Annotated in this window: 20 protein-coding genes and 1 riboswitch; of the genes, 11 read left to right on the top strand and 9 right to left on the bottom strand. The window is 42.2% G+C overall.

Features of this window, described 5'->3' with window-relative positions:
- Positions 1–23: 23 nt before the first annotated feature.
- A complete protein-coding gene (locus tag NI470_RS13220; protein ID WP_180087538.1) occupies positions 24–1,238 on the bottom strand; it encodes an alkane 1-monooxygenase in 1,215 nt (404 codons plus the stop codon).
- 188 nt (positions 1,239–1,426) lie between these two features.
- Here NI470_RS13220 and NI470_RS13215 point away from each other — a divergent pair, with 188 nt between their 5' ends.
- Positions 1,427–2,377 (top strand): AraC family transcriptional regulator, encoded by a 951-nt coding sequence (locus NI470_RS13215; protein WP_253148636.1) that lies wholly within the window; start codon positions 1,427–1,429, stop codon positions 2,375–2,377.
- Between the two features lie 2 nt (positions 2,378–2,379).
- Here the strand turns inward: NI470_RS13215 and lpxB are convergent, their stop codons facing one another.
- The gene (gene lpxB / locus NI470_RS13210) at positions 2,380–3,552 is read right to left on the bottom strand and encodes a lipid-A-disaccharide synthase (protein WP_085064437.1); all 1,173 of its coding nucleotides are present in this window, start codon (positions 3,550–3,552) and stop codon (positions 2,380–2,382) included.
- A gap of 387 nt (positions 3,553–3,939) precedes the next feature.
- Here lpxB and NI470_RS13205 point away from each other — a divergent pair, with 387 nt between their 5' ends.
- The 3 genes from NI470_RS13205 to NI470_RS13195 all read left to right on the top strand — a co-directional run bounded on the left by NI470_RS13205 (position 3,940) and on the right by NI470_RS13195 (position 6,638).
- Complete coding sequence (locus tag NI470_RS13205) at positions 3,940–4,830, top strand: sulfite exporter TauE/SafE family protein (protein ID WP_004280461.1); 891 nt, start codon at positions 3,940–3,942, stop codon at positions 4,828–4,830.
- A 127-nt stretch (positions 4,831–4,957) separates the two neighbouring features.
- Positions 4,958–6,049, top strand: a complete 1,092-nt coding sequence (locus tag NI470_RS13200) for a 3-deoxy-7-phosphoheptulonate synthase (RefSeq protein ID WP_174766804.1) — start codon at positions 4,958–4,960, stop codon at positions 6,047–6,049.
- A gap of 64 nt (positions 6,050–6,113) precedes the next feature.
- On the top strand, positions 6,114–6,638 hold the full coding sequence (locus NI470_RS13195; RefSeq protein ID WP_004280464.1) for a protein tyrosine phosphatase family protein: 525 nt from the start codon (positions 6,114–6,116) through the stop codon (positions 6,636–6,638).
- 2 nt (positions 6,639–6,640) lie between these two features.
- Here the strand turns inward: NI470_RS13195 and ispF are convergent, their stop codons facing one another.
- Positions 6,641–7,129, bottom strand: a complete 489-nt coding sequence (gene ispF, locus NI470_RS13190) for a 2-C-methyl-D-erythritol 2,4-cyclodiphosphate synthase (protein ID WP_253148634.1) — start codon at positions 7,127–7,129, stop codon at positions 6,641–6,643.
- A gap of 100 nt (positions 7,130–7,229) precedes the next feature.
- On the opposite strand from ispF, the gene NI470_RS13185 reads away from it, so the two are divergent.
- On the top strand, positions 7,230–7,883 hold the full coding sequence (locus NI470_RS13185; RefSeq protein WP_253148632.1) for an A1S_1983 family putative colistin resistance protein: 654 nt from the start codon (positions 7,230–7,232) through the stop codon (positions 7,881–7,883).
- A gap of 82 nt (positions 7,884–7,965) precedes the next feature.
- Here the strand turns inward: NI470_RS13185 and NI470_RS13180 are convergent, their stop codons facing one another.
- The 6 genes from NI470_RS13180 to NI470_RS13155 form a co-directional block, all read right to left on the bottom strand.
- Positions 7,966–9,210, bottom strand: a complete 1,245-nt coding sequence (locus tag NI470_RS13180) for a D-amino acid dehydrogenase (protein ID WP_005266264.1) — start codon at positions 9,208–9,210, stop codon at positions 7,966–7,968.
- A gap of 135 nt (positions 9,211–9,345) precedes the next feature.
- Positions 9,346–9,433, bottom strand: a riboswitch (glycine riboswitch).
- 312 nt (positions 9,434–9,745) lie between these two features.
- Positions 9,746–10,654: an AEC family transporter gene (locus NI470_RS13175; RefSeq protein ID WP_253148630.1), complete on the bottom strand. Its 909-nt coding sequence runs from the start codon at positions 10,652–10,654 to the stop codon at positions 9,746–9,748.
- Between the two features lie 125 nt (positions 10,655–10,779).
- Positions 10,780–11,301, bottom strand: a complete 522-nt coding sequence (locus NI470_RS13170; protein ID WP_005246131.1) for a GNAT family N-acetyltransferase — start codon at positions 11,299–11,301, stop codon at positions 10,780–10,782.
- Positions 11,302–11,368: 67 nt separating this feature from the next.
- The gene (gene aroC / locus NI470_RS13165) at positions 11,369–12,463 is read right to left on the bottom strand and encodes a chorismate synthase (protein WP_004280471.1); all 1,095 of its coding nucleotides are present in this window, start codon (positions 12,461–12,463) and stop codon (positions 11,369–11,371) included.
- A gap of 13 nt (positions 12,464–12,476) precedes the next feature.
- Positions 12,477–13,487, bottom strand: coding sequence for a 50S ribosomal protein L3 N(5)-glutamine methyltransferase (prmB, locus tag NI470_RS13160; protein WP_005100101.1), 1,011 nt, complete (start codon positions 13,485–13,487; stop codon positions 12,477–12,479).
- 204 nt (positions 13,488–13,691) lie between these two features.
- Complete coding sequence (locus tag NI470_RS13155) at positions 13,692–14,078, bottom strand: DUF1311 domain-containing protein (protein ID WP_180038476.1); 387 nt, start codon at positions 14,076–14,078, stop codon at positions 13,692–13,694.
- A 200-nt stretch (positions 14,079–14,278) separates the two neighbouring features.
- Between NI470_RS13155 and NI470_RS13150 the strand changes: the two genes are divergently transcribed.
- From NI470_RS13150 to NI470_RS13125, 6 genes are all read left to right on the top strand, one after another.
- Entirely contained in the window at positions 14,279–14,587 is a 309-nt protein-coding gene (locus NI470_RS13150) for a hypothetical protein (RefSeq protein ID WP_180038477.1), read from the top strand.
- A 160-nt stretch (positions 14,588–14,747) separates the two neighbouring features.
- Entirely contained in the window at positions 14,748–16,124 is a 1,377-nt protein-coding gene (locus NI470_RS13145) for an ABC1 kinase family protein (protein ID WP_004647106.1), read from the top strand.
- Positions 16,125–16,370: 246 nt separating this feature from the next.
- A complete protein-coding gene (locus NI470_RS13140) occupies positions 16,371–17,657 on the top strand; it encodes an acyl-CoA dehydrogenase family protein (protein WP_253148663.1) in 1,287 nt (428 codons plus the stop codon).
- A gap of 23 nt (positions 17,658–17,680) precedes the next feature.
- Positions 17,681–18,880 carry an acyl-CoA dehydrogenase family protein gene (locus tag NI470_RS13135; RefSeq protein ID WP_253148661.1) on the top strand — a complete coding sequence of 400 codons (1,200 nt, stop codon included), beginning with the start codon at positions 17,681–17,683 and terminating at the stop codon, positions 18,878–18,880.
- Between the two features lie 113 nt (positions 18,881–18,993).
- The gene (locus NI470_RS13130; protein WP_253148628.1) at positions 18,994–19,485 is read left to right on the top strand and encodes a GNAT family N-acetyltransferase; all 492 of its coding nucleotides are present in this window, start codon (positions 18,994–18,996) and stop codon (positions 19,483–19,485) included.
- A gap of 124 nt (positions 19,486–19,609) precedes the next feature.
- Entirely contained in the window at positions 19,610–20,191 is a 582-nt protein-coding gene (locus NI470_RS13125; RefSeq protein ID WP_253148626.1) for a lytic transglycosylase domain-containing protein, read from the top strand.
- The last annotated feature ends 542 nt before the right edge of the window (positions 20,192–20,733 follow it).

Here is a 20,733-nt window from a genome sequence, read left to right as displayed (position 1 = left end):
GCGCATTTTTATTTTGTAATTCATTAAGCTGTAGAGTTATTTACACCAAATTTTTTAAATAGCTTGGCACGCTTGGAAGGCAAGATATTAGCCTTACTTAAATCGCCCTGATAGTGCTGATATACCCGCTGATCCATGATTTTGTACCATAAAGGTGGAATCAAGGCTGGAATCAGCATGGTTGCATAACCGCTGGGTAATTCTGGCGCTTCATCAAAATGCCGCAACGCCTGAAATGGACGGCTTGGAAAAGCATGATGATCAGAATGGCGTTGTAACTGATACAAAAACAGATTAGTTACGATATTGTTGTTATTCCAGCTATGTTCCGGCAAGGTTCGCTCATAACTGCCATCCGCTTTCTGTCCACGTTTCAGTCCGTAGTGCTCGATATAATTCACAATCTCAAACAGGCTAACGCCATAAAATGCCTGTGTCAGTGTATAAGGAATAATTTTCTTGCCATACGCCTTTAGCATCAAGGCATGATAGCCGGCACTCATGGCCCAACCATGAAACAGCTCATTTTCCTGATTAAAGAATTTCAGTCCCTTACGCTCGAGCCGTCTTTTTTCAATCTGGATTGCAGATTTTAATCCGCCTATTACGGTACGTGGCCAGAAACGGTAAAAAGATTCACCCATTTTTGAAGATGCCGGATCTTCAGGCGTGGCTACCCGTTTATGATGTCCATAAGGATGTTCAATCCGGAAATGGTTATAGCCCAAAGGCATCAGGCTGGCATGAGACCAGTAATGGTCTTTTTTCTGTGGACGATGGCTGAGTTCATGTGCGGTATTCACCCCCACACCATTAATCGCACCCATAGAAACTCCCAGCAATACCTGATCTAGCAAAGACATATTTGGGCGACTTACGACATAGCCAGCAAAGGCATTGGCTGCCATTTGTAAGGGAATAAATGTTTTTACAATGCGGTCATAATAAGGATCGTTAACCAGTGCCTTGATCTGCTCATCATTTGGGTTATTGGCATCATCGCCAATCAGAGCATCCAATGTCGGAATGATGACATGCAATAATAAAGGCCCGCCCATTGCAAAGACTTTTTGAGTGGCTTTAGGACCAAAATGATAACCGGCCAGAATTCCCATTCCGATCACAGGCAGACCTGGGCTGAGCAACCAGCCAAAACGTTTTTTATCCAGCTTTACACCTTTTAGTGCCGACGCTTCCTGCGTAAACTGCGCTTTCTGGATTTGTGCAGGGGCATTCATTGCGACCTTCCTTTTTTATGTTACTCTGCACTTATAGTTGAATATTTCAGCAGCCGCGAACAGTATTCAACGTCCAGAAAAGCTATGTCAGCGTCTTTGGCACATGCTGCCAAATTCTGGCCTAAAATCACAAAGTTAAAAAATTTATAGTCAATTAAATGAAATAAAACAGAAGAATAGAGTTAGGCATGGATGCTTTAAGTAAAATTTTTGATGATATTCATCTGGAAAAATCGGAATATCTTTATCTGAATGTATTTCATCCGGGCGGCTTTGACTATCAACATGAACCCTTTATGCTGGCCTATATCCTGTTACAAGGACAGGCGCAATTAAAGTTCATGAATGGTGATCGACTGGAGCTGCAACAAGGTGATCTGGTGCTATTACCCGCAGGTTCCTCCCATCATGTTTCCTGCCCAGACAATGCCGATTTTTCTGAGCACCATGCGATTAATCCTTATTTTCAGAGCAATGTACAGCAATGTATTGATCTCAATCGGGAAAATTCGGCGGATTATAGTTTCATACTGGCTATTCGTTCTAGCTTGGATATCCAGATGGCCAAACCTCTTTTGAGTGCATTACCTAAATACCTGCATATTCAACATATTCTGGGTGATACGGCGCCAGAATGGTTACAGGTTGGCTTGCAGTTTCTGGCACTGGAAACCCAGCAGCTTCGTCCCGGACGTGACAAGATTCTGGATCATCTGGTCAGTATTTTACTGATTGAATGCGTGCGAGATTATATTTTAAACCTGGAAAATGCCTCGAGCTGGCTGAATGCTCTTTCGCATCCGGAATTATCTAATGCACTGGCGGCGATTCATGGCAAACCTGAACAGTCCTGGACCGTAGAAAGTCTGGCCGAACAGTGTCATATGTCACGTTCCAAATTCGCCCAACTGTTTACCCAGATTGTCGGTGAGCCACCCCTTGCCTATCTGCAACAGCACCGCCTGCGTCTGGCAGCGCAATATTTACGAAATAGTGGATTTGGTATCCAGCAGATCGCTTATCTGGTCGGTTATTCATCCGAGACGGCGTTTAGCCAAAGTTTTAAAAAACAGTTTGAACAGACGCCGACCCAATACCGGCTGAATTGTCAGAAAAATCAATCTTTATTATCAGACTAAAATTACTGCACTAAAGCCAGTACCGCTTTGGCCGGGTCTTCACTATTACCAGAAAGCAGCTGCTTGTGCATGGTGATATGCTGCATAACCTGAATCTGTGCTGCTTCAATATCCATCAGTTTTTCAATTTCAGCTGCCAGATTTTCCGGGGTAGCATCAGACTGGATCAGTTCCTGAATTACTTTTTTGCCGGCAATAATATTCGGCAAGGAGAAATAAGGGATTTTGACCAGTAATTTGGCAATTTGATAAGTCAGCCAGTGCAATTTATAAAAAGTTACCATCGGACGGTGCAGCAACATCGCTTCAAGCGTTGCTGTTCCAGACGCCAGTGCAATGATATTGGATGCATTCATGACCTGACGGCCAATTTTGGACTCAGCGCTGGTATTTTCCATCAGGCGAATCTGGGCTTTTAAGCTCTCAGGATAAGTGGCCAATAAACTTTCGATTTGCTGTTTACGCGCATCATTAATCGCAGGAATCAGAAAGGTATAATCCGGATGTTTCTGATGCAGAATATTGGCAGCATCCAGAACCAAAGGTCCCAAACGCTCAATCTCGCCACGACGACTGCCTGGCAATAAGGCAATATATTTCTGATGTGGATCCAGACCTAATTCTGTCTGAGCATCCAGAATCGGATTTTCAAGCGGCAACTGACTGGCGAGCGGATGTCCAACAAAAGCTGCCGGAACATCCCATTGCTTGAAAAAGGCTTTTTCAAATGGAAATAGGCACAGTACCAGATCAATACTGGCTTTAATGCCATGTATACGGCCTTGACGCCATGCCCAGACCGAAGGACTGACGTATTGCACGGTTTTAATCGGTAACTGTTTTTGTTTAATGGTTTTTGACAAACGCAGGTTAAAATCAGGCGCATCAATCCCGATAAAAATATCGACCGGATCTTTAGTCCAGGTTTCCACCAGACCATCCCGCACAGCAAACAGTTTTTTAATATCTTTTAAAACTTCGACAATGCCCATCACCGATAAAATATCCATCGGATAATAGCTTTTAAAGCCTTCAGCGATCATTTGTGGCCCACCGATACCTTCAAATTCAGCATCAATGCCTTGCTCACTAAAACGGCGAATCAATTTTGCGCCAAGCGTATCTCCAGAAACTTCACCGACCACGATTCCAATTTTAAGTTTTCGATTTAGCAAGTGGGTTTCCTCTCAGATCCGCATGGAAATTTATTGAATCGGGATTCTAACATAATCCTATGGCTATTCCGGAAGAAGCTTAAGTATCTTCTAATTTTAAGAAACCCACCGTTTAGAATAACTTAGTCAATAAGGGAGCTTGCATAACAAGAATTAAATCGACATTTACAGGTACATTCAATTAGACAGAAATGGGGCAAATCGGACAGTTAAAATCAATCATTATATTCGCACTTTATACATAACCCAGTGAATAAACATGAAAGATCACCTAATATTCTTCACCTAGCTTTATCTTTTTTATGCATAAGTAAATCAATAATCAAGACAACGACTTATATCCAAAAGTCATAAGATATGCTCGTTTTTTGATTTTGGCATATATGCATGTTTGGTCCGATTGAATTTATTTTAGCAGGCGTTCTGGTAGGTTTTTGTGTAGGTGTCACCGGTGTCGGTGGCGGTTCATTAATGACGCCAATTCTTATCAGTTTATTCCGGATTGAACCGCATATCGCGATTGGTACTGACCTGCTCTATGCCGCGATTTCTAAATTCTGTGGCTCGTTTGTGCATGCCAAGAAAATGAATATTGTCTGGCCGATTGTGATCTGGCTGGCCGTTGGCAGTATTCCCGCATCTTTTGCAACGCATTGGGTACTCGAGAACTATCTGAGCCAATCGACGCATTACAAAGCCGTCCTGACCATGGTCTTGGGCTTTATGCTGACTATTACCGGCTTATCCATTCTGTTTCGCACCCAGATCGAAAATCTTTTTAATAAATACAGAAAACAAGAACTACCGGATATGACGCAGGATCTGGAAAAAGTGAAGCTGCAAGCCAAAGAAAAGCGCGTTGCTATCATCATCATGGGCATTATCTTGGGCATATTTGTCACGCTATCTTCAGTGGGTGCCGGTGCATTTGGTATCATGGCACTTGTAGTGATGTTCCCGAATCTGCCGATGATTCGTATTATTGGCTCTGACGTGGTGCACGCGGTATTACTGACACTGGTCGCAGGTCTAGGTCATATGTCTTCAGGCAACGTCGATTTCATGCTGCTCATGTGGTTATTGGTGGGGTCTATTCCGGCGATTATTGTCGGCACTTTACTCAGCTCACGTATGCCGGAAAAACTGATCCGCAAAATTTTAGGTATTACCCTATTTGCGCTGGGCGTGAATTTCATGATTAATCCTGTGAAATCAAAACCGGCTCAACCTGCTGAAACAGCAATGATAATTGTGAATCAAAATTCCCCGTCCGTTTAAGTTAACTATCCGATTCATCACTTTTTTTTCAAAGAAGTATTCATCTTTTTTATAACAAAGTGACGCATCATTCATGTTATATTCGGGCTATTAAACAACCTTTTGTATGATCGAACCAGTGACGGCAATGAATACACAACAGTCAAATCCTATTTCAGCATCAGATATTGATGACGTGAATATCCACAGCATGATTCCTCTTGTAACCCCTGCTGAGCTTAAAGCAGAGTTACCGTTGACTGAAACTGCTTATCAAACCGTACTGCATGGTCGTGAAACGATTCGTAAAATTCTGGATGGTGAAGACAAACGCCTGTTCGTTGTAATTGGCCCTTGTTCTATCCATGATCCGGCGGCGGCACATGAATATGCTGAGCGTTTAAAAGTGCTGAGCGAAAAAGTTAAAGACAGCTTATATATCGTGATGCGGGTTTATTTTGAAAAACCGCGTACTACCGTAGGCTGGAAAGGCCTGATCAATGACCCGGATATGAATGATTCATTCAATATTGAAAAAGGTCTGCGTATCGGTCGCAAGCTATTACTTGAACTGAATGAAATGGGCTTGCCATGTGCCACTGAAGCACTTGATCCAAACTCGCCACAGTATTACCAAGACCTGATTTCATGGTCAGCGATTGGTGCACGTACCACAGAAAGCCAGACCCATCGTGAAATGTCTTCTGGTCTTTCTTCACCAGTCGGCTTTAAAAATGGTACTGACGGCGGTTTAACGGTCGCGACCAATGCGATGCAATCTGTGAAACATGGTCACAGCTTCCTCGGTCTGAATGATCAGGGTCAGGTGGCTGTGATTCGCACTTCAGGCAATCCTTACGCTCACGTGGTACTGCGTGGCGGTAATGGCAAACCGAACTACGATGCAGGCTCGGTTGCCGATGCAGAAGCTGCTCTAGCCAAGGCCAAAGTCAGCACCAAGATCATGATTGATGCCAGCCACGCCAACTCTAACAAAGACCCGTACCTGCAACCACTTGTACTTAAAAACATTTCCGAACAAATTCTTGATGGAAACAAGTCAATTGTTGGTATTATGGTAGAAAGTCATCTTAAGGGTGGTCGTCAGGACATTCCGGCGAACCTGAATGATATGGAATACGGTCAATCCGTTACGGATGGCTGTATCGACTGGGAAACGACTGAAAAAGTTTTACTCGACATGCATGAGGCATTGAAAGACATTTTACCTAATCGTTAAATGATCTGACCAACGCCATCGCCAAGATGGCGTTTGCATTTCTAGAACAAGGAAAATTTATCTGATGAATGATATTGAAACGGCATTAAGCCAGATTGAGAATTTTCAGTTCATACACGAACATCTGTTTAGCTCCGGTCAACCGACCACTACCCAATTACAGCTGATGAAAGAATACGGTGTATCTACTGTCATCAATGTGGCGCTGACCGATAGCGAACAGTATCTGCCGCATGAAGATAAAATTTGCCTTGAGCTGGGACTGAACTATATTCAGGTTCCGATTTCCTGGGAAACCCCTTCAGACAATCAATGCCTGCTGGTACTGGACCTGATCGATCATCTGGTAAAAGAGCAAATGGTCTGGGTACATTGTTCGCAAAACTACCATGTCAGCTGTCTGATGTACTTATATCGTCAGTACTATATGGATATGGATCTGCCTACAGCACAAGAACACTTGCATCAGATCTGGGAACCGAATGAAACCTGGACCGGTTTAATGCATGCGGTTGCCCTACAGCTACAAGGCCGTAAAGCAACTCAGGAACTGGAACTTTCCTTGATTAATCCAAATTATTTTGCCTGATTTTATTTGCTGTGGCTCAACAGCACGGTTGCCATGGACATAATTCCTTCCTGACGACCGGTAAAACCTAACTGTTCAGTGGTGGTGGCTTTAATACTGATTTGAGTCACATCAACATCCAAGACATCTGCAATACTTTGACGCATCGCCAGATTGTGCTTAGCCATTTTTGGACGTTCACAGGCCACGGTAATATCGGCATTATTCAGGTGATAACCACGATCCAGAATTAGCTGATAAACATGCTTGAGTAGTACCCGGCTATCTGCACCTTTAAACCCAGGATCTGTATCTGGGAAATGCTGGCCAATATCTCCAAGCGCCAATGCGCCCAACAAAGCATCACAGAGTGCATGCAGAACCACATCACCATCCGAATGTGCTTTCAGACCGTGAGTATGCGGAATTTGAATGCCTGCCAGAGTGACAAAATCACCTTCTTCAAATGCATGCACATCCAGACCCTGGCCAATACGAATTTGTGCAATCACCTTATACATCCTTTAGAAATAGCCCATTGAAATCTTGTACACTTGCTTTCTATTTCGCTATAGTTAGACCAAGCGTAACACAGTGAAAGTATAAGCGATCATGCTACTGAAAACTGATATAAATATGTTGAAAATAATTGGCCTGATGCTCGGTCTGGGGATGATTTCTACAGGTAGCTCGGCGATCACACTAAACTGTAGCGATGACAGCCAAAAAACGGCTGCCATGAATAAAGTCTGCTCAGCATCGCTGGCTGAATCTCGTGCAAAACTCGCAGACCAATACTTTACTGCTTTTCTGATTACCGATGCGCCTGTGCGCTTATTGCAAGATAGCCAACAATTATGGGCGACCCGTTTACAGCAATGCAAAACGCTAGACTGTTTTAAACAGCAGTTTGAATGGCGTTTAGATGATTTAAATGTCTATATTTCACTGAATCAAAGTCTGACCCAGCATTATATTAAGTTTGAACAGGGACAAATCGCCAAGCAGCCTGTACATCTCAAGATTCATCAACTGACCAAAGACCGGATCAAGATTGAAGGTCTTGCCTATCGTAATCCGAATAACCGGGCTGAGAAGCAGATCATTCCTTTTTTAGCCTATACTACGCCTGAGACAAAAAACCAGATCACCGATAATGAAAATGACTGCCGCTATGAGTTTAACTATAGTAAAGCCATTTTAGCGGTCAGTAGCCAGCAGAAAGGCTGTGAACTCTTTACCGGTATTTATCGACTATATGATTGATTTAATTTAAAAATATTAAAATTTATTGTTATATAAAATGATATCTTTGATGTAAAAAATAGCCCGCAAGCGGGCTATCAATTTAAGCTGGATAGTATTGCGCAATTTCCTGACTAATCATCGCAGCCGTTGCAGCTGATAAAGTCCAGCCCAGATGACCATGTCCGGTATTGTAAAAGACCCGCTCATGTTTGCCACGGCGTACCACAGGCATCATATTTGGCATCATGGGGCGTAAGCCTGCCCACGGAACAACATGCTCAGTACACAGGTCAAAATTACGATTGGTCCAGTCAATTAAAGGTTGAATTCGGTCAGCACGAATATCCCGGTTATAGCCATTAAACTCGGCTGTTCCTGCAACACGCAAACGATCCTTGCCTAGGCGTGACAAGACAATTTTCGCACTTTCATCTAGCAGACTGACCCAAGGTGCGTTGTTCTGGCTCTGCTCATCATTCAGTTGCACGGTAATCGAGTAGCCTTTGACTGGATAGACATTGACTCGTTCACCAAGTATTTCAGCCAATTGATAGCTGCCAACCCCTGCACAGACCACAATGGCATCTGCATTAATTTCCAGAACATCCTCTGGAGAGGAATGGACATTTTCAGTACTAGGTTTGCATTTAACCCGAATATTCTGAGCCTGATGATCAACAACAAAAACATCTTGACCAAACTCAAATTTCACGCCTTTTTGCATACAGGCTTTGGCCAAACCGGTACTAAATTTATGAATATCCCCGGTGGCATCGCTCTGACAGTAAAATCCTGCATAATAATCGCCAGTTAATGCAGGTTCGATCTGCTTGATTTCTGCATTGGAAATGGCATTGCGCTCCAGACCACCGCTACACAACAGATCATTGACTTTGATCGCAACATCATAATCTGTCTTGTTATGATAAAAATGTAAAATTCCACGTTTTTCTAAATTGAAATCAATATTTTCTGTTTCGGCAATTTCAAATAAGCGTGCTCTTGCCAGTAAAGCCAGCCGTACAGTCTCTCGGGTATTGGCTTCATAATGTTTGATATTGCCCAGAAATTCCATGAGCCAGCTGTATTTATGCACACTGAAAGAAGGATTGAGCAAAAGTGGTGCGGTTTTTTGTGACATCCATTTGATGCCTTTGAGTACCGTGGCTTTCTGGTTCCATACTTCGGCATTACAGGCAGAAAGCTGGCCGCCATTGGCAAAGGATGTTTCCATTGCCGGATAAAGATGCCGATCAACCACAGTCACTTGATAGCCTGATTGTGCCAGCTCATAAGCTGTGGTTACTCCGGTAATACCGGCCCCAATCACCACGACATGACGCATAGACACCTCCTTGATTATATTGATGTCTTTTCCCATCTGTCATGTGTACCTGAGAGCTTCGGTAGATACATTGCACATCAATGCGGCCACCTTCCCCTTCGGTGAGTGATTGAACACTTCTCTCCAGAGTTTTTATCCATTATCACAGTCCTTTTGCCTGAGAGTTTCCTGGGAACTTGCTCCTTCGGCGAATGCAGAAGCATTTCTCTCCTGCAATAATGTTTTATTATCATGAGCAATTTATATACCATTTTTAGGAAAAACACAGTTTTTATTTATGTTAATTCACGTGAATTTATCTGTGATTCTTTTTAATTAAGAGCATACATGGGTGATGGAGGATATTGCCTAGATATCAAATTTTTAGATTTTGCTGTCCTAAGTAAAATGAGCAAGTTCTATCCTTTATAAAATTCCAGAACTTATTTAATTTTGGCGCTTAAATAGAACTCAACATTTGCTTAGGCTATTTTAATAATTCAAAGTATATGTCATCCAAAGCAAAATTTAGACTTTTATCATTTATTCTAGAATTTTAGATAATCCAAGAAAGCATCAGTACTAAGCTTCCTGCTGCGACCACTGTTTGTACACTGATAATACTAGTCATTAACTCACTATCGCCACCATACACCCGGGTTAAGACATACGAAGCTGAGGCGGTAGGAAGTGCAAAGAACAAGACCAATACCTGAGTAGTTAATGCATCAATCTGGAAAATTTTACACACTAAAAATGCAATCAGCGGCATTCCGAACAGGCGACCAAAGGTTATCAGGCTGAGTGGCAATACATCACGCTGAAAACCCTGAAACTGTAAGGCTGCTCCCACACACATCAAACCGAGCGGCAAACTGCACAGTGCAATCTGTTTAAGGAACTGCTCTGTTCCAGTCCAGAGTGACAAACCGGAAAGATTAAATAAACCACCCACTATACAGCCTAAAATTAATGGATTTTTAGACAAATCCAGGACGATTTTTTTCAGCTGCATATCGTGGCTACGGGTAAATGCCAGCACTGACAAGATATTCACCAAAGGAATACACAGCACCATGATCACAGCGAAAATAGTCATACCCTGCTGCTGAAATAAGGCGCTGACAGCAGCAAGGCCAATATAGGTATTAAAGCGCAGTAAACCTTGAACATAGACGCCGAAACGCGCATAGGAAATTCGGTAAATTTGGCGCAAGATATACAGCGCAATACTGACCACAGCCATGATGCTAAATACGACCAGTACTACATCCTGAATGACATTCATTTGAATCTTGGCAGTGGCCAGATTTAAAAACAGCATTACCGGAAACAATGCATAATAATTTAACTTTTCAGCGCCTCGCCAAAAATCATCACTCAACCATTGCCTACGCTTAAGCAGATAACCAAAGCTGATCAGTCCGATGAGGGGAAATAAAGAAGTTAAAATAATATGCAGCATGTGACATCCTGATCTGTTTTCTGCCTAATCTTAAGCCGCTTAGACTGAACAGAAAACTTAGCATATTGATGAGCTTTTTCACCACTCAATTTAAGTAGCAAAAAGCTTGAATTTTCACCAACTAATCATATTGATCTGATGATTTTTTCTAAAATCAGTAAATGTAACGGAATCAAAGGTTCTCCGAGCTTTTGACCCAGTGGATATGCTTCAATCTTTTCAGTCAGCTGATAGCCATGGCGCTGATAATATGCCAACAGTTCAGTACGAACATTTAACACTGACATCTGAATCACGTTCTTCTTAAATATTTCGAAAATATGGGATTCGGCAAAGTCCAATAATTGCTTGCCATAACCCGAGTTTTGCTCAGCAGGTGCAACAGCAAAGCTTCCAATCTCTGCTACTTGCTGCCCTAAGCTCACGCCAATACAACCAAGAAGCTTATTTTCAATTTCCAACACAAACAGCTGAAAATCTGCTGAATTGAGCAATTCATATAACTGTTGTTCTTGAATACGATCACCCTGGATCATTCCTTCTTCTGTGGTCCATCCACCCCGAGTACGATAAGCTGTATTAATTAGTATGGTAAGTTGCTGAATATCAGCTTTGCTTGCCAATCGTATATTTTTATAGTGATTCATTTTATAAATAAAAAAAGTCAGACCGGAGTCTGACTTTAAAACAATTTCACTTTAAAGTTAAAGCAAATTATTTAGGTTCAATCGGTGCAAATGGCGCAACTACATCGGCATTTTGCGCACGGTGACGCATGAAATGATCCATGAGTACTATCGCCAGCATCGCTTCAGCAATCGGGGTTGCACGCACACCCACACAAGGATCATGACGGCCTTTGGTCAACACATCAGTATCTTCACGCTCAATATTGATGGTTTTACCCGGCGTGGTGATAGATGCAGTCGGCTTCAACGCAATCGCAACACGAATGTCCTGACCGCTAGAAATACCGCCTAGAATACCGCCAGCATGATTGGCCAGGAAGCCTTCTGTGGTGAGTTCATCACGGCTTTCATGACCAAACTGTTCAGCAACGCCAAAACCATCACCGATTTCTACACCTTTAACGGCATTAATCGACATCATGGCATGCGCAATATCAGCATCCAGACGATCAAAGACTGGCTCGCCCCAACCGACTGGCACTTTAGATGCAATGATCTCCAGTTTAGCGCCACAACTGGTACCTTGCTCACGCAAAGACGTCACTAGCGCTTCAAAACGCGGTACTGCATCCACATCGCCACAGAAAAACGGATTGTTTGGAACTTCGTTCCAGTCCAGTTTCTCTGCTTTTTCAGTACCAATCTGGGTTACATGACCACGAATCTCAATGCCAAATTTCTCGAAAAGGAATTTCTTGGCAATTGCACCCGCAGCAACACGCATTGCCGTTTCACGCGCACTTGAACGGCCTCCACCACGGTAATCACGGAAACCATACTTTTGGGTATAGGTATAGTCGGCATGACCCGGTCGGAATGTCTGCGCAATATTGCCGTAGTCTTTCGATTTTTGATCCGTATTACGAATTAACAAACCAATTGAAGTACCGGTGGTTTTACCCTCAAACACACCGGAAATAATTTCTACTTCATCGGGTTCTTTACGTTGGGTTGCAAATTTCGATGTACCCGGCTTACGGCGGTCCAGATCCTTTTGCAAATCAGCTTCAGTCAGCTCAATGCCGGGTGGAACCCCATCGATGATCGCCATCAGACCAACACCGTGAGATTCACCACAAGTCGTTACACGGAACAGTTGCCCTATACTATTACCTGCCATGTCAAACGACTCCTTATGCTTGAATAGACTGTATGAATAAATCACGGTAGGTACGACATTGCTCTGCAGTCAATGCAAAGATACCCGTACCACCTTTCTGGAATTGTAACCAGTAGAAATCAACCGAATTAAAGTTTTGGCGCATCGCCCATTCTGAGTTACCCACTTCGATCACGATCAGGCCATTCTCAGTCAGATAATCTGCTGCTTGAGCCAGCATTTTACGCACCAGATCCAGACCGTCCTGACCTGCAGCAAGTGCAAGCTCAGGCTCATGATGGAATTCCTCAGGCAAATCAGCCATATCTTCCGCATCGACATACGGCGGATTAGATACGATTAAATCGTATTGGTTTTCAGCTGGAATTTTTTCAAACAGATCTGATTCAAGCAAAGCGATCTGATATTGCTTGTCATGATGCTCAGTATTGATTTGCGCAACTTCCAAGGCTTCTTTCGAAATATCAGTCGCATCTACTTCCGCTTCAGGGAAAGCATAAGCCAAGGCAATTGCGATACAGCCGGAACCGGTACACATATCTAGAATGCGTTGTGGTATCTTCGGATTCGGGTTTTCCGGCAAGTTATTAACCGCTTCACCCATTTGACCATGTTCACCCAGGAAATACGGGGCAAAACGGTTCTGAATCAGTTCAGCAATCGGTGAACGTGGAATCAGCACACGCTCATCGACATAGTAGGGTTTGCCGTCGAAGTAAGCCAGGTTCAATAAATATGAAGTCGGTACTTTTTCATTAATACGGCGTTCCAGCAGACTTAAAAATTCGGCTTTTTCACTTGGCAATAATTTGGCATCTAAAATTTCAGCGTCCGCTTTCCACTCTAGTGACAGGGTTTGCAGCACTAGCGCTGAACTTTCAGCAAAATAATCTTCTGTGCCTTGGCCCAAATGTGCATCGTATTGACGTAATGCTGTCACACCAAAACGAATAAAATCACGAATGGTGGTTAAATTTTCAGCGGCTTCCTGCATATGTTCAGGGCTAATAGTCGGTCGATCCACTTAAGGCGTCTCCAAGGTCATTTTTTTAAACGCCTTATGATACCTTGTTTTGCCTGCTTTTATAATGCTAAAAGTATGAAAAACACGAATTCTCTACGCCTACAAAAATTATAAAACTCCTGTTTTTGTGAGTGATTATGCAGATAAATGTTTACTTTATTCAGAGGTATTTCTGTTAAATTTGCATGCTAATGCTATAATGACTTATCGGAACCCGGACGCATAAGAGCGGGATTGATAAAGATTGGCCTGATCCATGATCAAAGCCAGCATACATTGACCCTGTTGCTGCTTAGCATATTTTCCTGACATTCTAAAGTTACATTGCTGGGACAGTTTACGCTCCCACAATACATGCTGACTGCGGATAACTGCAGTCTGATTCGGATTCAATTTAAAATAAGTTTTATAGTTTTTCTTCAAACGTTTATTATGAACTTTCAGCTCTTTTTCCAAGCATTTTTCCGCTTTGGGTGTATTACCATAACTAAAATTCATGCACTGTGTATATTCCTTAGAATACCCAACAGCAGCTTGTGTCTGAACCGCAGTACCCGCAAAAATTGCAACTAAAAACCATGCAAGACGCATAACTTCCCCTTGACCGAAACCGGTACAATCCCAATAAATGTTTAACAATCAATATTGTTTAAATTATCCACTGATATTAACGCAGTCCGGACAAAAATCCTATGTCTTTCTCGGACTAAAAGATTAAACAGTTGCACAATTGAAAATTGGCCCATGACCCACATATAATCCGCATTCAATCTTCAAACGAGCCCAGATCTATGAGCTATAAGCACAATAATCTTATGGCGATGCGCCAGAATTACTGGAATGATCAAGCCTCCAGTCAGGTGCAGCAAGAAAAGGTATTTTTGCAGTCGACCTTAGTGCAACATGGCGTATTTACCGATGCGACATTGGACGATGCTAAATATCTGTTTTTTGGCTTGCCAAGTATTGTGATTGTAAAAGGCTATGCTTTGGGCTTCATGCATGACAGCGTACAGTGCCTGATTCATCAACATATTCAAACAAATAAACAACAGTTACAACAACGATCTGAATTAAAAATCCAATTTCAAATGGCATAATGCCCTGTCTAAACTGATACAAGTTGGTGAATAAATGAAAGCTTGCCTAGCTTTTACTATGAATTCAGCGGCTTAAACTTTTTTAATACGTGCAGAAACGCTACTATCCCTTACAATGATTTATTCTGCTTCATGCTGATGATGAAAGGATCGAGTTTACATGTCAGATCAGAACGATAAGCTTAAACAACTGAAAACCTCCTCTATGGATCGACGCTTATCGATCGCAAAGGCATCCTTGCTGGCAGGCACGCGTTGGGCAGCTTCTAGTGCAAGCTCCATGTTCTCAAGCGAAGAAGAAAAAGAAAAGAAACGTAAAAAAGCCATGAAAGAACAGGCCGATTATCTAGTGGCAGAAATTGGCAAGCTGAAAGGGTCTATCGTTAAAATTGGCCAGATGATGGCGCTGTACGGTGAGCATTTTCTGCCAGAAGAAGTCACTCAGGCTCTAAATACCCTGAACAATCAGACGGTAGCATTGGCATGGCCAGCCATCAAGACCCAGTTACAGCAACAACTCGGTTCTAAGCTCGACGATCTCACCATTGATCATGAACCTTTGGGCACAGCTTCTTTGGCACAGGTACATCGTGCTACCCGAAAATCTGATGGTATGGAATTAGTGTTAAAAATTCAATATCCGGGTGTGGCAGAAGCCATTGATTCGGATATGAGCCTGTTTAAAAACATGCTGAAATTGACCCGTATCGTGCCACAGACCCGCGAATTCGACCAATGGTTCGATGAAGTCCGTGAAATGATGCATCGTGAAGTAAATTATCAGATTGAAGCAGATACCACACGTCGTTTTGCTGCACGTTTAAAAGATGATCCGCGCTATATCGTACCAACGATTATTAATGAATATTGCTCTGATCGTGTGCTGTGCATGACCTTTGAACGTGGTGTGCCGATCAATAGCCCGGTGATGTTGTCCCTACCCCAAGAACGCCGCAACCAGTTAGGTGAAGCCTCTCTGGAAATTGCAGTGCGTGAAATCTTCGAATGGGGCGAGATGCAAACCGATCCGAACTTTGGTAACTATCTGGTTCGTCTGGGCAATGGCGCAGATGTGCACGACAAGATCATTCTGCTCGACTTTGGCGCGATCCGCCAGTTTGACCAACATCTGCTCAGTGTTGCGCGTAACCTGATTCAGGCAGGCTATCATCATGACTCGGATATGATGGTCAAGGCGATGACTGGTTATGAGTTTTTTGATTCGATTCCGCAAAGCATCAAACCAGATATGGCCAAAGTCTTTTTACTGGCCACAGAAGCTTTTAGTTCACCGCTAAATAATCAAGAATTGCCAGCCGGCATCATGGATGAACATAACCGTTATGACTGGAAAAAAAGCCAGCTGCATAGCCGTGTGATGCAACAGGCGTCGAGATCTATGGCTTCACGTTATTTCAGTGTTCCACCAAAGGAATTTATGTTTATTAGCCGTAAATTTATTGGTGCTTACACCTTTATGACCGTGATTGATGCCAAAACCAATGTGCGTGCCATGATTAAACATCATCTCTCTTAAAATAAAACCTGCATCAAAAAAAACCCGGATGATTTTGTCATTCGGGTCAATTTTTATCCATAATGGATTTTTTGTATTTTTATCTTTCTTTTAATTTTCATTGATTTATTCATCCCTTTCTTCAATCCCAAAAACCTAAAAATTGTCAATCATTCATGTCAGGGATGACATAGTTTTATCTCTGAGTGCATGTCAGTATTAAAAAAATAACGTGACAACACCTTTAGGATAATCAGAATGAATAATATGGTGAATAAAGCCCAAGGATTTGGCTTGTCCATACTGACCAAAATCGCGGGTAGCGAAGTATTAGATCAATTAAAACTACGTAAATTTGTTGAAAAATCGCTTTATCAAAGTTCAAAAGCAGGATTCAAAACCCTGAGTCAAACTCAGAAAATTCTCAAATCTGGCCAGAAGATTCAAAAACAGCGTCTGCCGCATCAGTCTAAATCCTTATTTGATCTGAATCTGACTCAAGAACAGCAAATGACCTGTAATGCCATGCAGCAATTTGCCCAAGAGGTGCTATATCCATTGGCACATGATGCAGATCAGCATGAATTATTTCCCCATGAACTCTGGCAATACAGCACTGATTTAGGTTTAAATTTCTATGCCCTGCCTGAAGCATTGGGGGGCGTTGCATCGGAACAGAATATAGTTAGCAATATTTTAATCGCTCAACATTTGGCTCAGGGTGATTTCAGTCTGACGGCTGGCTTACTTTCGACTTTTAGTGTCATTAATGCTATTACCCGCTGGGGCTCAGAGCAGATTCAGTCAGAATATCTGGGCGCTTTCGCAGAGAATCCTGAGTTAAAGGCCACCTTTGCAGTGCAGGAAGAAACAGCAGCGTTTAACCCGGAGCAACTTAAAACTAAAGCTGTTGCACATCAGGGACATTATCTGATTCGGGGTCAAAAGACCTTGGTGCTCTTGGGAGAAAGTGCCGATCTCTATCTGGTCAGTGCTGATCTAGATGGCAGAGCTGAGGTCTTTGTGGTGCAACGCGACAGTACCGTCACTGCGAAAAAATCGCCGGCTATGGGATTAAAAGCTACTGAAACCGTTACGCTCAAATTTGAAAATACTCCGGCATATCGTCTGGGAGATGTGGATTTTGATTATACGGCTTTTATTGATCTGGGTAATTTAATGTGGTGTGCGATGGCGGTGGGCACCTGTGAAGCAGTCAAAAAATACTGTGTGCAATATGCCAATGAACGTATCGCTTTTGGTGAACCGATTTCCCATCGTCAGAGTGTCGCCTTTATGATTGCCGATATGGCCATTGAAATTGACGCAATGCAAATGCTGATCCTGAATGCCGCGAGTCTGGCTGAATCTGGTCAAGCTTTTCATCGTGAAGCTTATCTGGCACGCCTACTCTGTGCAGAAAAATCCATGAAAATAGGCACCGATGGTGTACAGATTTTGGGTGGTCATGGTTTTACCAAAGAACATCCGGTAGAACGCTGGTATAGAGACCTGAGAGCCACTGCCATTCTCCATTCTGGCTTGCATGCCTGATTAGAACATAAAGAAGAACAATGATGAATCTACAAACTCCAAAAAAATTCAAGCTTTTGATTGATCAAGCACATGAAGTTGCCCTCAATGTTTTGCGTCCGATTTCACGTAAATATGACAAGGCTGAACATGCTTATCCGATAGAGCTAGACATGCTCGCTTCAGTCGTGGATGGTATGAACCAAGGTAGTGAAGGCATGAATGCTGGTGCAGCAGTCAATAAACGTGGCGATGCAGACAGCAGCAATAAAAATGGCATTAATATGTCTACGGCCCTGAGTATTATTGAAATGTGTTATGGCGATACTGGCTTATTACTCTCGATGCCACGCCAAGGATTAGGAAATTCAGCCATTGCAGCTGTTGCCAATGATGAGCAATTGCACCGTTTTCATGGAACTTGGGCAGCCATGGCGATTACCGAGCCAGGTTGTGGTTCAGATTCCGCTGCGATTCGTACCACTGCGACCAAAGACGGTAATAACTATATTCTGAATGGCGAGAAAATTTTTGTAACATCCGGAGAGCGTGCTGATGCAGTAGTCGTTTGGGCAACTTTGGATAAAAAACTGGGACGATCAGCCATTAAATCATTTGTGGTGACCAAAGGTACTCCAGGAATGAAGGTTGAACGACTGGAACATAAATTAGGGATTAAATCATCCGATACTGCCACGATTAGCTTTATCAACTGTCGAGTACCTGCAGCAAACTTGCTCGGTCATGCAGAAATCGATGTTGCTAAAGGCTTTGCTGGCGTGATGGAAACCTTTGATAATACTCGCCCGCTGGTTGCAGCCATGGCGATTGGTTGTGCGAAAGCCTCGCTGGAACGCATCAAGGAGATTTTTAAGGATCAACTGGACTCCACTTATGCCACACCGTATTTACAAAGCTCTAATATCGCAGCACAAATCTATCGTATGGAAGCTGAATGGGAAGCAGCACGCTTGCTGATGCTGAAAGCCGCCTGGATGGCCGATAATCGCAAACCAAATTCACGTGAAGCATCTATTGCCAAAGCCAAGGCCGGTCGGATCGGTAATGAAATTACCTTAAAATGTGTCGAACTGGCAGCAGCCATTGGTTATAACGAAACTGAACTTTTGGAAAAATGGGCGCGTGATTCCAAGATTCTGGATATTTTTGAAGGCACCCAGCAAATTCAGCAACTGATTATTGCCCGTCGGGAATTAGGAAAATCATCGAGCGAATTAAAATAATGATTGCTCATTAAATAGCGAATTAAACTTATCTAAATTGAATAAACGATGGCTTTTTTAAGGATTTAAGGTTATAAAAATTCATCGTTTTTTCAAAATAAAATCAGTCCAATATGTACTCTATTCGTCCTATTCAGCCTGAAGATAATGCTCAAATTGCAAGCATTATTCGTCGTGTTTCCCAAGATTTTGGGCTGGCAGCAGAATCTGGTTTCGCAGTAGGCGATTCTATTCTAGATGAGCTATATCAAGTTTATCAACAACCGAAATCAGCTTACTGGGTTATTGTGGATCAACAAAATAAAATTTACGGTGGTGGTGGAATTGCGCCCTTAAAAGGCGATGCAAATATTTTAGAAATTCAGAAAATGTATTTTTTACCTGAGATCCGTCAGCAAGGTTTTGCCAAGAAAATTTTAGAATTATCCTTTGAATTTGCACAGGCTCATCAGATTAAGTCAGTCTATCTAGAAACAACTAAAGTGCTTTGGCAAGCGGTGAAACTCTATGAAAAATTAGGTTTTCAGCATCTTGATCATCCTGAAGGCAATACCGGACATAGTGATGCCTGTGAAATCTGGATGCTAAAAACCCTTTCAACTTAGAGGTTTTTTACTAGATAGATAAAATTTGTATAGTAATAAAGTGCTTTCATCAGCAGCAAGCTTGACTCTTGTATATAGGCTGCCTAACATCAAAATACGTTTATTCAGGCATGGAATTCACAGTTTGTTTTTTTCTCATCTATTAAATCCAATTAAATCTAAACGTTCACTATTTAATTCTCATTCTTTTAAATTTTCCTCTATTTTATTAAGCACTTTTCTTTTTGCGGGTTGCTCATCCTTGGGCGGAGGCTCGGTAGAAAAACGCGCAGCTAAGCTGTCTAAAGGCATTCAAACTGCTTATTCCACCCCATCCAGTACAGCTAATCGTGTTTCACCTTTAATTGTTCAACATGCACAAAATCAGGGTGTAGATCCACTTCTAGTGGCGGCTGTGATTCGTCAGGAATCTACTTATCGTAGCCAAGCAACTTCGCCAGCAGGTGCGGTAGGCTTGATGCAAGTGATTCCGAGATATTGGCAACAAACTTGTCCAGGTGATTTATACAATGAAAGCAGTAATATCCAATGTGGTACATATATTCTTTCTAAATATAATCAATCATCCGGTGACTGGAAGAAAGCGCTTGCCTATTATAATGTAGGTCCATCGGGTTATGAAAATAATCGTAAAATGCGTAAACAAGGTAAACGTTATGCCAAACAAGTAAAACAGCATAAAAAAATGCTGAAAGACTCTCTATAATTACTGATTTAAGCTAATTAAATTAATAATGCTTAGGCTATTTTATGTAAAGCTTTGATAATTAGTAGTTATTAAATAATACCTATTGAAATTTCTGCTATGAAAACATATTTAGAAAATATTAACTACAGTTGTGATATGCGTGTTCGGTAAAAATACCCTGCCATAAAAAACCAGCGAATCGCTGGTTTTTTATTTTTTAAGATTTATAAGATAGGACTGTAAAATCTTTTAGATCAAACTATATCGATCGGATAACACTAGTCATATTAACGTGAATCATCCTTCTAAGAAGACTTTAATAAGATTTCAGATAAATACTTCTATACACTTAAATTAATAAGTTCGTGGAGCTCGATAGGAAGTGAATGCATATAGAAATCAGAATCAGAAATAAAAGACTTATTTCTAAAATCCCACGCATAAAAAAAACACCCCCGGCCTTATGGTCGGGGGTGTTTAGGAATAATGAGCTGGCGATGACTTACTCTCACATGGGTAACCCCACACTACCATCAGCGCTAAGAGGTTTCACTTCTGAG

This window comes from Acinetobacter lwoffii (genome assembly GCF_024129115.1).
Classification (GTDB): domain Bacteria; phylum Pseudomonadota; class Gammaproteobacteria; order Pseudomonadales; family Moraxellaceae; genus Acinetobacter; species Acinetobacter lwoffii_T.
This window is presented reverse-complemented; position numbering and strand designations above follow the sequence as displayed.